The organism is Nocardiopsis listeri (assembly GCF_020741345.1).
Lineage (GTDB): Bacteria > Actinomycetota > Actinomycetes > Streptosporangiales > Streptosporangiaceae > Nocardiopsis > Nocardiopsis listeri_A.
Genome location: NZ_DYZD01000281.1, coordinates 1 through 13,460 on the forward strand (window position 1 = coordinate 1; position 13,460 = coordinate 13,460).

General features: G+C 68.7%; 13 protein-coding genes and 1 pseudogene. 11 read left to right on the forward strand and 3 right to left on the reverse strand.

Annotation, left to right across the window (positions count from 1 at the left end; genetic code table 11):
• Window positions 1-134: 134 nt before the first annotated feature.
• The 3 genes and pseudogenes from K8V84_RS15030 to K8V84_RS15040 all read left to right on the forward strand — a co-directional run.
• Window positions 135-332 carry a lactococcin 972 family bacteriocin gene (locus K8V84_RS15030; protein WP_304075264.1) on the forward strand — a complete coding sequence of 66 codons (198 nt, stop codon included), beginning with the start codon at window positions 135-137 and terminating at the stop codon, window positions 330-332.
• A gap of 61 nt (window positions 333-393) precedes the next feature.
• On the forward strand, window positions 394-693 hold the full coding sequence (locus tag K8V84_RS15035) for a hypothetical protein (protein WP_304075265.1): 300 nt from the start codon (window positions 394-396) through the stop codon (window positions 691-693).
• 703 nt (window positions 694-1,396) lie between these two features.
• Window positions 1,397-1,771, forward strand: a pseudogene (locus K8V84_RS15040) (ATP-binding cassette domain-containing protein); the annotation flags it as partial.
• A 17-nt stretch (window positions 1,772-1,788) separates the two neighbouring features.
• On the opposite strand, the gene dapF reads toward K8V84_RS15040, so the two are convergent.
• The gene (gene dapF / locus K8V84_RS15045) at window positions 1,789-2,604 is read right to left on the reverse strand and encodes a diaminopimelate epimerase (protein ID WP_304075268.1); all 816 of its coding nucleotides are present in this window, start codon (window positions 2,602-2,604) and stop codon (window positions 1,789-1,791) included.
• Window positions 2,605-2,696: 92 nt separating this feature from the next.
• Here dapF and miaA point away from each other — a divergent pair, with 92 nt between their 5' ends.
• Window positions 2,697-3,704 carry a tRNA (adenosine(37)-N6)-dimethylallyltransferase MiaA gene (gene miaA / locus K8V84_RS15050; RefSeq protein WP_304075271.1) on the forward strand — a complete coding sequence of 336 codons (1,008 nt, stop codon included), beginning with the start codon at window positions 2,697-2,699 and terminating at the stop codon, window positions 3,702-3,704.
• Here the strand turns inward: miaA and K8V84_RS15055 are convergent, their stop codons facing one another.
• A complete protein-coding gene (locus K8V84_RS15055) occupies window positions 3,705-4,391 on the reverse strand; it encodes a class III extradiol dioxygenase subunit B-like domain-containing protein (protein WP_304075272.1) in 687 nt (228 codons plus the stop codon).
• A gap of 135 nt (window positions 4,392-4,526) precedes the next feature.
• Here K8V84_RS15055 and K8V84_RS15060 point away from each other — a divergent pair, with 135 nt between their 5' ends.
• Together K8V84_RS15060 and K8V84_RS15065 are read left to right on the forward strand one after the other, a co-directional pair.
• The gene (locus tag K8V84_RS15060; RefSeq protein WP_304075275.1) at window positions 4,527-5,270 is read left to right on the forward strand and encodes a helix-turn-helix domain-containing protein; all 744 of its coding nucleotides are present in this window, start codon (window positions 4,527-4,529) and stop codon (window positions 5,268-5,270) included.
• A gap of 19 nt (window positions 5,271-5,289) precedes the next feature.
• Window positions 5,290-6,537 carry a cytochrome P450 gene (locus K8V84_RS15065; RefSeq protein WP_304075278.1) on the forward strand — a complete coding sequence of 416 codons (1,248 nt, stop codon included), beginning with the start codon at window positions 5,290-5,292 and terminating at the stop codon, window positions 6,535-6,537.
• A 17-nt stretch (window positions 6,538-6,554) separates the two neighbouring features.
• Here the strand turns inward: K8V84_RS15065 and miaB are convergent, their stop codons facing one another.
• The gene (gene miaB, locus K8V84_RS15070; RefSeq protein ID WP_304075290.1) at window positions 6,555-8,021 is read right to left on the reverse strand and encodes a tRNA (N6-isopentenyl adenosine(37)-C2)-methylthiotransferase MiaB; all 1,467 of its coding nucleotides are present in this window, start codon (window positions 8,019-8,021) and stop codon (window positions 6,555-6,557) included.
• Window positions 8,022-8,378: 357 nt separating this feature from the next.
• Here miaB and K8V84_RS15075 point away from each other — a divergent pair, with 357 nt between their 5' ends.
• The 5 genes from K8V84_RS15075 to K8V84_RS15095 form a co-directional block, all read left to right on the forward strand.
• Complete coding sequence (locus K8V84_RS15075; RefSeq protein ID WP_304075280.1) at window positions 8,379-9,122, forward strand: amino acid ABC transporter ATP-binding protein; 744 nt, start codon at window positions 8,379-8,381, stop codon at window positions 9,120-9,122.
• A 56-nt stretch (window positions 9,123-9,178) separates the two neighbouring features.
• On the forward strand, window positions 9,179-10,021 hold the full coding sequence (locus K8V84_RS15080; protein ID WP_304075283.1) for a glutamate ABC transporter substrate-binding protein: 843 nt from the start codon (window positions 9,179-9,181) through the stop codon (window positions 10,019-10,021).
• Window positions 10,022-10,097: 76 nt separating this feature from the next.
• A complete protein-coding gene (locus tag K8V84_RS15085) occupies window positions 10,098-10,772 on the forward strand; it encodes an amino acid ABC transporter permease (protein ID WP_304075286.1) in 675 nt (224 codons plus the stop codon).
• Complete coding sequence (locus tag K8V84_RS15090) at window positions 10,769-11,767, forward strand: amino acid ABC transporter permease (protein WP_304075287.1); 999 nt, start codon at window positions 10,769-10,771, stop codon at window positions 11,765-11,767. Before K8V84_RS15085 ends, K8V84_RS15090 begins: the two co-directional genes overlap by 4 nt.
• Before the next feature lie 171 nt (window positions 11,768-11,938).
• The coding region (locus K8V84_RS15095; protein ID WP_304075289.1) for a prolyl oligopeptidase family serine peptidase at window positions 11,939-13,460 on the forward strand (1,522 nt) is incomplete at its 3' end.

A 13,460-nucleotide genomic window follows, 5' to 3' on the forward strand; every position in this document is an offset into this window, starting at 1 on the left:
AGTGCGCGCTCCCTCACCTCCTACAGGCGATCCGAACCACCCGAGACAAGAGGGTTCCCACCACGCCGAGAAAACGACCGACCACCATCGCAACAACCTGCAAAAACACCGAAAAAACGCATCCCGTCTCGAACGTGGGCGGTGGAACCTGGGACCGCGGCATCGTCGCTGAACGCGTCCACTCGAACCATCTCCACAACAGCAGGTGTCACGGCTCCACCGCGGTGGGGAAGACCACCGTGCGCACCGCCAACATCGCCGCGGGATCCTGGGCGCGGGCCACCGCCGATCGAGCCATCGGCAACAACCAGGCCTACCGACGCACCTGCTGATCCCCCGACGAACAAGCCCGCCGATGCCGTGGCACCGGCGGGTTCCTGACAGGACGACTTCGTGCCCGACAGAACCCTCGCCTTTGCCTACGTGGCCTGTGCCGTGTTCGCCGCGGTTATCGCGTTCCTCCTGGCCACGACGGCCGAGCGCACGATCTACGTGCTGGAGGACTCCCAACCGGTGTGGATCTCCCAGAGCGACGGGACCCACGACAACGACGAAGTGGCCGCCTCGGTACAACAGGTCGCCGACGACCAGGACGCCTCCATCGGCTACGTCATCACCGACGTCAACGAACCGTCCTCGGTGGTCCACCTCTACCTCGCCGTCGCGAACTCCGAGCCCCGCCACCAGCAGTGACTGGAGGACGGCTACCCCGCCTTCGGCCGGGACCTCACCGTCACGACACACCCCTATCACGGACTTCGGTGAGGTGGGGCCGAACGGCATATACCTGATCTTCGGTGACACAGAGGCGGAAGCGGCGCTGCGTGCAGCCCTGTCCGAACACGGCCTCCAAGAGGCCGCCGGCACCCAGGTCACCCAGATGTGGCACTACTTCACCGGCGGGCACCTGTTCAACCTCCTGGCGGTCGCCCTCCTGGGATCGGCGGCCGCGACCGGGGCCGAAGTCCTTCTCTCCGCCCGCGACTATGGTGTCATGCGCCTCCAGGGACGCTCCTACCTCGACATCCTCGGCGGAGACCTCAGGAAGGTCCTCCTGCTGTCCGCGATCGCCCTGCCATCGGTGGCGGCCGCGACGCTGACATTCCTCGGGGTATACAACGGGTGGAACCAAATCGTCCACGTGCGTACCCGGGCCCAGGAGATCTTCGCCCGGCACATCAGCGGCTGGACCTTCGCCGCCACCCACCGGTGCCTGCTCCTGGTGGAGGGCGGCCTCGCCGTGGCCTTCCTGGGTTGGGCGACGTGGGACACGCTCCGCAAGCCGGCTATGGCTTCCGACGCCATGTACGGAGGCCCAGGAGGCATGGGACCCAGCGGGGCCGAACCGTTCTACGCGCTGGGCATCGTGTTGGTGAGCATGGTGATCACCATCACCGCGCTGGTCGAGAACGCCACCGTGAAGGCCAACCTGGACGTGGCCCGCCGTCGCGGCACCCGCCCCGACCACGCGACCGCTCTGGAGAGGGTCGGCCTGGCCGGGCGGGAGAAGGAGAAGGTCCACCACCTGTCCGGCTGCGAGCAACAGCGCGTGGCCCTGGGCCGGCTCATGGTCAAGAGGCCGTCTCTGGTCCTTGCGGACGAGCCCACCGGCGCTCTGGACCACGACAACGGGGCGATGGTCGTGGACGTGCTGCGCAGGATGAGCCGTGAAGGCTGCGCGGTGGTCATCGCCACGCACAACGACTCCGTGCGCGACGCCTGCGACACGGTCTTCGACGTCGCATCCCAAAAGGAGCTCGCTGCGCGCTGACCCGGTGTGCGGTCCCTTCAGATCAGGGAGGTCTCGCCCTCGGCGACGATGAACGCCGGTCCCCGGAGGCGAGCACCCGAAGCGTCCAGGTGAACGGTGCACTCGCCGCCCAGGACACGCACCTTCCAGGTGGAGCTTCGGCCCTCGGGGGCCGCCGCCGCGGCGGCGGCGACGATGCCGGTGCCGCAGGAGCGCGTCTCGCCGGAGCCGCGCTCGTACACCCGCATCTCCAGCACCCCGGGGGCGACCTCGTTGTAGACCTCGACGTTGGCGCCCTCCGGGAAGGCCTCGGGGTCAAGTTCCGGGGGCAGGCTCAGGTCGACGTCGGCGACCGGGATCTCGACCGCGCAGGCCAGGTGCGGGTTGCCCACGGAGATCTGGTCGCCGTGGACGACCTGACGGGCGAGCTTGGCCGAGGAAGTGCCCTGCATCTCCACCCGGCCCATGTCTATGGTGACGTCACCGTCTTCCTCGATGGTGACCTCCTTGGCGCCGTCACGCGTGCCGACCTCGAACCGGTCGGCGTCCACCAACCCGGTGTGGAGCAGGTAGCGGGCGAAGACGCGCACCCCGTTGCCGCACATCTCGGCGATGCTGCCGTCGGCGTTGCGGTAGTCCATGAACCACTCGGCTCGTTCGGCGGTGCGCGCCGCCGGGGCGAGGGCCTCCCCGAGCTCACGCGTGCGGATCACCCGAAGGACGCCGTCGGCGCCGATGCCCGCTCTGCGGTCGCACAGCAGCCGGACGTCCTCCTCCGTGAGTCGAAGCTCCCCGTCCGGGTCGGGGAGGATCACGAAGTCGTTCTCTGTTCCGTGGCCCTTGGCGAATCGCATGCGGCCATCCTAGGGGCGTTCGTGGACACGACCTGACGACCGATCCTCCGTTCATGGTCACGGGCCGTGCCCGGCGTGGTTACGCTGGAGGAATGATCAAGGTGATCGCGGTCGTGGGCCCGACCGCTGTGGGCAAGTCGGACCTGGCCGTCGACCTGGCGGAGCGGTTGGAGGAGAGCACCGGACGCCGGGGTGAGGTGATCAACGCCGACTCCATGCAGCTGTACCGGGGCATGGACATCGGCACCGCCAAACTCTCCGAGGCCGAACGTCGTGGTGTCCCCCACCACCTGTTGGACGTGTGGGAGGTGCACGAGCCCGCCGACGTGGCCAGCTACCAGAGCATGGCCCGCGAACGCGTGGAGGACTGCGCGGACCGGGACGTCGTCCCCGTGCTGGTGGGCGGTTCCGGACTGTACGTCCGAGCGGTGTTGGACCACATGGAGTTCCCCGGCACCGACCCGCGGGTGCGCGCCGCCCTGGAGGCCGAGTTGGCCGACGTGGGGCCGGGTCTGCTGCACGCCCGCCTGGCCGAGGCCGACCCCGAGGCCGCCCGCACCATCCTTCCCGGCAACGGACGACGGATCGTCCGCGCGCTGGAGGTCATCGAACTCACCGGCAAGCCGTTCACCGCCAACCTGCCCGACCACACGTCCTTCTACCCGTGCCTGCAGTTGGGGCTGACCGCCCCGCGCCCCGAACTGGACGAACGCATCGACCTGCGCGTGGAGCGCATGTGGGACCAGGGTCTGTTGGAGGAGGTCCGCCGGTTGGACAAGCAGGGGCTGCGCGAGGGCCGCACCGCCGCCAAGGCCTTGGGCTACGCCCAGGCGCTGGCCCAGCTGGACGGGGAGATCAGCGCGCTGGAGGCCAAGGAGAGCACCGCCCAGGCCACCCGACGATTCGCCCGTAGGCAGGAGTCCTGGTTCCGCCGTGACCCGCGGGTGCACTGGCTGCCCTATGACTCCCCCACCCTGAGGGAGCGGGCGATGGCCCTGGTCGAAGCGGCCCTGACCGGCCGCAACGAGGAACCGGGCGAGGCCCTGGTGGACGTGGCCACCATGGTCCCCTTCCAACAGGGCCGGGACCAGGACACCTAGTCAGGCTCGGATCCACAGGGCGACGTGGTAGCCCACGCCGTAGGGCGCTTCGTAGGCCAGTGTCTCCCCGTGGAAGGGCCGCTCCCCCGCCGCACCCGCCAGGGCCTGCCAGGCGGGGCGGCCCGCGACCATGAGCGCACGGGCGGTGTCGGGGTCCAGCCCGGCGAGATGAGCCGTGTCGGCCCTGGCCAGGGCTTGGGCGACGGCGTCGTCGTAGGGGATCGCGCGCTCGTCCACGTATCCGGGTGAGTTCTCGGAGCGGCGTGCGCTGCCGTCCCCCATCACCAGCAGGGCCACCCGATCGGCGGAGTCGGCCAGTGCGGCTCCCCGTTCGGCGGCCCGCTCCGGGGTGAGGTCCGAGGGCAGTTCCAGGTAGCCGTCCGGGGTGAGGCCACCGCGTTCGGCCAGCCACCGGCCCGTGGTCGCCGCCAGGTCCAGGACCCCTGGGGTGGGCCCCACACGTACGTCCACTCCATAGGAACGCAGGTCCCCACCGGTGTCGGGGCCGTGTTCGCGATCGGCGGGACCGCCCCCCACCACGTACAGCCGGTCTGCCCCGCGGCGGGCGAGCGCCGCGACGGCGCGGTCGCAGGCGGCGCGCAACGGAGCGAGTTCGGCGCGGGCGCCCTGGGCGACCTCGGGGAACAGTACTGGCGGATGGGGACACACGGCGGCGGCGATCAACACATGAGGAGGCTATCGCCGAATCACCGGCACCCCTTGTGCGGGACGTCAGGCCGACCTATCGTTGACTTCGTGACCGGTTTTGAAATCCGGTCATAAAGTCAACGACCACCGACCGTGGGACGACGAGGTACCACCGTGACGACCAGAAGCGGCTCCAGGACGGACCGGGAGGCCGAACGCGCCCGGCGCGCGGCGCGTATTCTGGACGTGGCCGGGCAACTCCTCGTCACCTGGGGATACACCAAGATCACGATGGAGGACGTGGCGCGCCGGGCCGACGTCGGCAAGGGCACCGTGTACCTGCACTTCCCCACCAAGGAGGCTCTGTTCAGCACGGTGCTGGTGCGCACGCAGATCGAGGTCGGCACCCACCTGGTCGAACGTTTCCGGGAGGATCCCGCGGCGGTCCTGCCGAGTTCGATCGCCCGTGAGATCCACCTCGCCCAGGAGCGGTGGCCGATCCTCAAGGCACTGCTCACCAGCGACACCACCACCCTCGGCTCGATGATCAACGCCATCGGAGAGGAACGCGGCGACCTGATCAGGGGCCGGGCCCGCGTGATGCTCGGCTACACCGAACTGCTGCGGCGCCACGGCCTGCTGCGTGAGGAGCGCACCGCCGAGCAGCAGAACTACGTGTTCGTCTCGACCGTGCTGGGGGCGCTCGCCACACCGCCGCTCCTGGAACTGCAGTCCTATCCGCTTCCGGACTTCGCGACACGGGCGGACATCCTCGCCGACACCGTGCACCGCGCCCTGGAGTCACCCGCGAGCCCTGAGGCGTTGCTCGCGGCCAGAGACGAGATCCTCCCCCTGTTCGACGCCCTGCTGGTCACGGCCCGGGGCGTCCTGGCGGAGTATCTCCCACCCGTAGGCTGACCTCCCCCTTGGAGGGGACATGAGCACTCCGACGCTTCCCGACCTGACCTCACCCGAGGCCGCCGCCGACCTGCCCGCCATCCTGGAACACCTCCGCGAGGTCGGGGGTTCGGCCCCCGCCTCCTTCGGCGGGGCGCCCGCCCGGCTGTTCGTCGACGACGCCGACGCGCGCACCATCCTCAGCGACAGGCGCTTCGTCGTGGACGCCGCGAACCTGGAGGGGGAGGCCACCACGCTGTCCCGCCCCGACCTCCTGCGCCACCTGGGGGTCGAACCCGACCTGATCGTCTACGCCACCCAGGGTGTGTTGGACAAGGACGGGATCGACCACGTGCGCCTGCGCAAACTGGTCTCGCGCACCTTCACCGTGCGTCGGGTCCAGGCGATGCGCCCCGGTGTCCAGGCCATCACCGACGAACTCCTGGCCGAACTGCCCGCCCACGTCGAGGACGGCTCGGTCGACCTGCTCGGGCACTTCGCCTACCCGCTGCCCATCAGGGTCATCTGCGACCTGGTGGGGGTGCCCGAAGAGGAACGCGACATCTGGCAGGTGTGGAGCCACGCCCTGACCTCGTTCGACCTGAGCGACCCCGCACGGCTCAACTCGACCCTGCGGGAACTGGTCGCCTCCTCACGACGGCTCATCGCCGCCCACCGGGCACGGGAACACGACGACCTGTTGGGCGACCTGGTCCGGGTGACCGACGACAACGGCGAACGCATGTCCGAGGACGAGCTGATCACCATGATCCTCTCGCTCGTCATCGCCGGGCACGAGACCACCGCCAACCTCATCGGCAACGGCACCCGGGCCCTGCTCACCCACCCCGACCAGCTGAAGCCGCTCAAGGACGACCCGGAGCTGCTGCCCGCGGCCGTCCACGAGCTGCTGCGCTGGTGCGGCCCGGTGTTCCAGACCCGGATGCGCTACGCGGTCGAGGACGTGGAGCTGAACACGGGCACGGTCCGACGTGGGGAGGCGGCCATCGCGATGATCGCCGGCGCCAACCGCGACCCGAACGTGCACCCCGACCCCGACCGGCTCGACCTCACCCGTCACCAGGGCGTTCCCGGTGAGGCCCACGTGGCGTTCGGGCACGGCATGCACTACTGCCTGGGCGCCGCCCTGGCCCGTCTGGAGGGCCAGGTGGCCTTCGGGTCCTTGTTCGGGGCCTTCCCGGGCCTGTCCCTGGATCCGGACAGGCCCGCGTCCCGTCAGCCCAACGCCGCCTTCAACCGTCTGGAGAACCTGTACGTGCGGGTGTAGGTCGTCCGAGGTCGGAGTCAGAGGTCGCAGCAGCCGCCTGCGGGGGCCGGCTGTTCGTCGGGGATCCCGATCTTGGGCATGCCGAGCATCACGTCGGGCTTGCTCACCTGGACCGGCTTGCCCTGGCGAGCGTCCCAGGCGTCGCCCGCGCGGGTCCGACGCAGCTTCCGGATCCCGGAGTCCGCGACCAGGTGGTGCGGGGCCGCGTAGGTGACCTCGACGGTGACCATGTCGCCGGGTCGGGGCTCCTCGCCCTCACCCAGGCCGAAGTGCACCAGACGGTTGTCGGGGGCGCGGCCGGACAGGCGGCGGTGTTCGCCGTCCTTCTTGCCCTCGCCCTCGGCGACCATGAGCTCGACCTCGCGGCCGACCAGCTTCTGGTTCTCCTCCCAGGAGATCTGGTCCTGCAGGGCGACCAGGCGCTGGTAACGCTCCTTGACGACCTCCGGCGGCACCTGCTCGTCCATGGTGGCCGCCGGGGTGCCGGGGCGCTTGGAGTACTGGAAGGTGAACGCCATCGCGAACCGGGACTCGCGGACCACGTGCAGGGTCTCCTCGAAGTCCTCCTCGGTCTCACCGGGAAAGCCCACGATGATGTCGGTGGTCAGGGCGGCGTCCGGCATGGCGGCGCGCACCTTCTCCACGATGCCCAGGAAACGCTCCTGGCGGTAGGAGCGACGCATGTCCTTGAGGACCTTGCTCGACCCCGACTGCAGCGGCATGTGCAGCTGCGGCATGACGTTGTGCGTCTCGGCCATGGCCTCGATGACGTCGTCGGTGAAGTCGCGCGGGTGCGGGGAGGTGAAGCGGACCCGTTCCAACCCTTCGATCTCACCGCAGGCGCGCAACAGCTTGGAGAAGGCCTGGCGGTCACCGAACTCGCTGCCGTAGGCGTTGACGTTCTGCCCGAGCAGGGTCACCTCGGTGACGCCCTCCTCCACCAGCGCGCGCACCTCGGCAAGCACGTCACCGGGACGGCGGTCCTTCTCCTTGCCTCGGAGCGCGGGCACGATGCAGAAGGTGCAGGTGTTGTTGCATCCCACCGAGATCGACACCCAGGCGGCGTAGGCGGACTCACGACGGCTGGGCAGCGTGGACGGGAAGTGCTCCAACGACTCGGCGATCTCGACCTGCGCCTCCCGTTGGACGCGCGAACGCTCCAGCAGGGTCGGCAGGGAGCCGATGTTGTGCGTTCCGAACACCACGTCCACCCATGGGGCGCGGCGCACGATCTCACCACGGTCCTTCTGCGCCAGACAACCGCCCACGGCGATCTGCATCCCGGGGTTGGCGTCCTTGACCGGACGCAGGTGCCCGAGGTTGCCGTAGAGGCGGTTGTCCGCGTTCTCCCGGACCGCACAGGTGTTGAAGACGACGATGTCTGCGGTGGTGTCCTCGGCTGCGCGCGCGTACCCAGCGTCCTCCAGCAGACCGGAGAGGCGCTCGGAGTCGTGGACGTTCATCTGGCAGCCGTAGGTCCGCACTTGGTAGGTACGACTCTGGCTCACCGTTCAAGGCTATCCGCTCTTGGACGGGCCACCGTCCCGAAGCCGGGAGCGGGGACGGACACGGTGGGTGGCCGGTATCGGCCGGCCGGTGAGGTGTTCCACTCTGACCTGGGTATCTCCCGAGAACCTCCGCGCGGAGGGGGCCCGACGAGATCACGGGGAGTCACGAATGAGACGCTACAGAACGGAACCGCCACTCGTTGCGACGAGGGCGGACCTCTGCGTGCCATCACATAACGGTTTCGCGAATCACGCCGTAACAAGTCTGCTACTGGCGAGGCCGGGCGGCGTTTTCGTGATGACACGGCAACTTGGACCCATTAGGTTCCGATCATGACTTCAACTCCTCTCGTCGTGCTGGAGAACGTCAACAAGCACTTCGGCGACCTGCACGTGCTCCGCGACATCGATCTGACGGTGAACTCCGGCGAGGTGGTAGTCGTCATCGGTCCGTCCGGATCCGGCAAGTCGACGCTGTGCCGCACGATCAACCGGCTCGAGACGGTCGACTCCGGCACCATCTCCCTCGACGGCCAGCCACTGCCCGCTGAAGGCCGCGGTCTGGCCAAGCTGCGCAGCGACGTCGGCATGGTCTTCCAGTCCTTCAACCTGTTCGCGCACAAGACCGTTCTGCAGAACGTGACGCTGGGCCCGATGAAGGTGCTCAGGCAGTCCAAGTCGGACGCCGAGACGCGCGGCATGGAACTGCTCGACCGGGTGCAGATCGGCAACCAGGCGAACAAGTATCCGGCCCAGCTCTCCGGCGGCCAGCAGCAGCGCGTGGCCATCGCCCGAGCCTTGGCGATGAACCCCAAGGTGCTCCTCTTCGACGAGCCGACCTCGGCGCTGGACCCCGAAATGGTCCAGGAGGTCCTCGACGTCATGACCGACCTGGCGAACGAGGGCATGACCATGGTCGTGGTCACCCACGAGATGGGGTTCGCCCGTCGCGCGGCCAACCGGGTCGTGTTCATGGCCGACGGACAGATCGTCGAGGAGAACACCCCCGACGAGTTCTTCACGTCCCCCCGGTCGGACCGGGCCAAGGACTTCCTGTCCAAGATCCTGACCCACTAGTCCGTCCTCGGACCACGCCCCAGCAGCTTCGCACGTTCAAGGAAGAGGTACCCCACATGCGAGCCCGTCGCATCAACACCGTTCTGGGCGGCGCCGCCGTCCTCGCTCTGGCCCTGACCGCCTGTGGCACCGCCGAGGTCGGCGACTCCGGCGGAGACGGCGGCGATGGTGATGGCGACACCATCACCATCGGTGTCAAGTACGACCAGCCCGGCCTCGGCCTCGACGAGGGCGGCACCCCCGTCGGCTTCGACATCGACGTCGCCACCTTCATCGCCGAGGAGCTCGGCTACTCCGCCGACCAGATCGAGTGGACCGAGGCCGCCTCCGCCAACCGCGAGTCCTTCCTCCAGCAGGGCACCGTGGACATGATCATCGCGACCTACTCCATCACCGACGAGCGTCGCCAGGTCGTCGACTTCGGCGGCCCCTACTACGTCGCCCAGCAGGACATCCTGACCCAGGCCGACAACTCCGACATCAACGGGCCCGAGGACCTCGACGGCCGCGTGCTGTGCTCCGCCTCCGGTTCCCGTTCGGCGCACAACATCACCGACGACATGGAGATCGGCGCCGAGCTGCGCGAGGCCGGCAACTACTCCGAGTGCCTGGAGCTGCTCGGCAACGGCACCGTTGACGCGGTGACCACCGACAACACCATCCTCGCCGGCTTCGCCGCCCAGAACCCGGACGATTTCCGGATGGTCAACAACCCGTTCGGTGAGGAGAAGTACGGCGTCGGCCTGCCCGCCGGCTCCACGGAGCGTTGCGAGGATGTCAACGCGGCCATCACCAAGATGTGGGAGGAGGGCGCGGCCACCGACTACCTCGAGGACGCCTTCGGCGCTACCGACTTCGCCTTCGAGGAGGAAGTCCCCGAGCTCGAGGCCTGCGCCTAAAACCGTCATTTGACCTCGTTCGGAAGGTGGGGCCGACAGCCGGCCCCACCTTCCGGGCCTTGACCGGCTGGGACCTATGGAAGCCTTTCTCAGCAATATCGACAGGGTCGTCGACGGTTTCTCATGGACCGTCAGGCTGACCCTGCTCAGTGCCTTCTTCTCATTCATCCTGGGCATCCTGCTCACCGCGATGCGGGTCTCCCCCGTCCCGCTGCTACGCGGACTGTCCACCGCCTACGTCGAAGGCATCCGTAGCACCCCGCTGACCCTGGTGCTGCTGTTCTGCGGCCTGGGCCTCAACAGCGCCCTGGGTGTCAGCCTGGCCGACAGCGTGGCGCTGGACGTGTTCTGGTGGGCGGTGATCGGCCTGTCCGCCTACACCTCCTGCTTCGTGTCCGAGACCCTGCGCTCCGGCATCAACACCATCCCCCTCGGGCAGGTCGAGGCGGCCCGTTCCCTGGGTCTGACCTTCACCCAGAACCTGCGCCTGATCGTCGTACCGCAGGCGCTGCGCACCGTCGTGGGTCCGCTGGGCAGTGTGCTCATCGCCCTCACGAAGAACACCACCGTCGCCTCCGTCGCGGGGTTGGGCGTCCAAGAGGCGTCCCGGGAGATGAAGCTCATGTTCGACCAGGGCATCGCTCCGGTCCTGCCGACCTTCGTCGGATTCGCGATCGGATTCCTGATCCTGACCCTGCCGATGGGTTACTTCTTCGGCTGGCTCGCCAAGCGTGTGGCGGTGGTCCGATGAGCGTCCAGACCTCCGTTCTCTTCGACGTTCCCGGGCCCCGCGCCCGGAAGCGCAACGCCATCTACACGGTTCTCACCGTCTTCCTGGCGCTGATCGGCCTGGCGATCCTGTACCTGGGGTTCAACCGAACCCTGACCGACCGGGAATCCAGCCTGTTCAGCGCCGAGACCTGGGCGGTGAACCCGGCCGGCCAATGGGCCGCGGACATGTGGACGCCGTTCCTGCGTCCGGACACCTGGACCGGATACGTCATCCCCGGTCTGCAGAACACGCTGACCGCGGCGCTGACCGCCTCGGTGTTGGCCATCCTGTTCGGCCTGGTCTTCGGTATCGGCCGGCTGTCGGAGCGCTGGTGGATCCGCGTGCCCTCCGGGGCCATCGTGGAGTTCTTCCGTGGCATCCCGCTGCTGATGCTGATCTTCTTCACCATGGCGCTGCCCATCGTTGCCTGGCAGGTCTTCGACATCCCCACCGGCACCTTCCAGGTGACCGCGCTGGCCGCGGTCGTCACCGGTCTGACCCTGTACAACGGGTCGGTACTGGCCGAGGTGTTCCGGGCGGGCATCCTCGCCGTGCCCAAGGGGCAGAGTGAGGCCGCCGAGTCCATCGGCATGAGCCGGACCCAGACGATGTGGACGATCCTGATCCCTCAGGCCATCACGTCGATGATGCCCGCGATCGTGGCGCAGCTGGTGGTCCTGCTGAAGGACTCCGCGCTCGGCTACATCATCGCCTTCCCGGAGCTGCTGCGCAGCTTCACCCTGTTGGCGACCCGGGAGAGCAACGTCATCCCGGCGGCGATCATCTGTGCCCTCATCTACATCGTGATCAACCTGACCCTGAGCAGGGTCGCGATCTGGCTGGAGCGTCGCAACGCCCGGCGCGGCAAGCCCTCGGCCAAGCCCACCGCGGCGGGAGGCGCTCCCATCGCGGTGAACGGCACCGGTGGTTCCGACGAGAAGCCCACGGACGAGACCGGCCCCGCCAAGCGCTGACCGGACCCGGCCCACGGCTCACACCACGGCCCCGTCGAACGCACCCCGAGTGCGATCGGCGGGGCCGTCTCCGTTTGTCCCTCCGAGTACCGGTCAGGGCTGCACAGCGACCCCGTGGAGCACTAAGGTCGACATGTCATCTCATCACCCACGACCCATCCTGAGCGGGACATGTCTGAACTGTCGAGCCCTCATGGCCGCTGGCCATCGCCTATCAGCGCCGGAGACGTCACCCGAGGAACGCTGCTGCCCGCGTTCCCCTCTGTCCGGGGCGGCGAGGTCTGGTGGCAGGAGTACCGACCGGCGGAGAACGGCCGTACGACCCTGGTACGGCGGGACTCGGACGGGTCCGTGCACGACCTGCTTCCCGCGCCCTGGAACGTGGGCACCCGGGTGCACGAGTACGGAGGGCGCTCCTACCTGCCCGTCCCCCGCCGTGACGACAAGGCCATCCCCCGTGTGGGCGTGGTGTTCGCCGACCACGACACCCAACGGCTGTTCCTCCTGGAGCGAGGTGCCAAGGAGCCCGTCGCCCTCACCCCCGAGCCCGCGCGCAAGGCGGCACTGCGATACGCCGACCCGATTCTGAGCCCGGACGGCAAGCACGTCCTGTGCGTGCGCGAGGACCACACCGGTGCGGACCTGAGCCGCTCCATCGTGTCGGTACCGCTCTCCGGCCGCGGCGCCACCGACCCGACCGCCATCCGTGAGCTGGTCACCGGGGCACGCTTTTACGCCTCTCCCGCCCCGTCGCCGGACGGGCGCCACCTGGCCTACGTACGCTGGAACCACCCTCGCATGCCCTGGGACGGTACCGAGCTGCGCGTGGGCGAGCTCACCGAGACCGGGCTGATCGGCGAGTACACGCTCAAGGGCGGGGTCGACGAGTCCGTGCTCTCCCCCACCTGGGTCGATGACGACTCCATGTACCTGGCCTCGGACTGGCCGGGCTTTTGGAACCTCTACCACGCCGGTCTCAAGGGGCAGGCGATCGCGCTCTACCCGGCAGAGGAGGAGTTCCACGAGGCTCCCGGACGTCTGGGCAACCGTTCCTTCTGCGCGTTGGAGAACGGCAAGGTGGTGACGCTGCACGGCGACACCGCGTTGCGCCCCGCTCTGTACGACCCCGACACCCTGGACCTGGAAGACATCCCCACCGACCTCACCTCCTGGTCCCAGGTCGACTCCGACGGGCTCAACGTCGTGGCGGTGGCCGCCTCCCCCGACACCGCACCCTGTGTGGTGCGTCTGGACCCGGCCCGCCGAAGCGTGGAGATCCTGCGCCGGTCCATGGAACAGGCCCCGGACGCCGCCTACCTGCCCACCCCCCGTCGGGAGAGCCTGCCCGGACGCTACGGGGCCACGGTGCACGCCAACGTGTACCCCCCGACCCACCCGGACCACGATGGGAGCGAGCCCGCTCCGTACGTGGTGTGGGCTCATGGCGGGCCCGTCGGGCACTCCCGCCGAGAACTGGACCTGAACAAGGCCTACTTCACCAGCCGCGGCATCGGTGTGGTGGACGTGGACTACGGGGGTTCCACCGGCTACGGGCGGTCCTACCGCAAGCGCCTGCACAAGGAGTGGGGCGTGGTGGACGTGGAGGACTGCGCCGCCGTCGTCCTCGCCCGGCGCATCCACCGCTCCGGCGCCTTCGGCGAGGTGTTCTACGCCGAGGGCGACTACGTCCACG

Excerpts from the sequence above, each read along its gene's own strand:
- K8V84_RS15075 (WP_304075280.1), top strand. The coding sequence starts at position 8,379 with ATGACTTCAACTCCTCTCGTCGTGCTGGAGAACGTCAACAAGCACTTC.
- K8V84_RS15065 (WP_304075278.1), top strand. The coding sequence starts at position 5,290 with ATGAGCACTCCGACGCTTCCCGACCTGACCTCACCCGAGGCCGCCGCC.
- dapF (WP_304075268.1), bottom strand. The coding sequence starts at position 2,604 with ATGCGATTCGCCAAGGGCCACGGAACAGAGAACGACTTCGTGATCCTC.
- K8V84_RS15085 (WP_304075286.1), top strand. The coding sequence starts at position 10,098 with ATGGAAGCCTTTCTCAGCAATATCGACAGGGTCGTCGACGGTTTCTCA.
- K8V84_RS15080 (WP_304075283.1), top strand. The coding sequence starts at position 9,179 with ATGCGAGCCCGTCGCATCAACACCGTTCTGGGCGGCGCCGCCGTCCTC.
- miaA (WP_304075271.1), top strand. The coding sequence starts at position 2,697 with ATGATCAAGGTGATCGCGGTCGTGGGCCCGACCGCTGTGGGCAAGTCG.
- K8V84_RS15090 (WP_304075287.1), top strand. The coding sequence starts at position 10,769 with ATGAGCGTCCAGACCTCCGTTCTCTTCGACGTTCCCGGGCCCCGCGCC.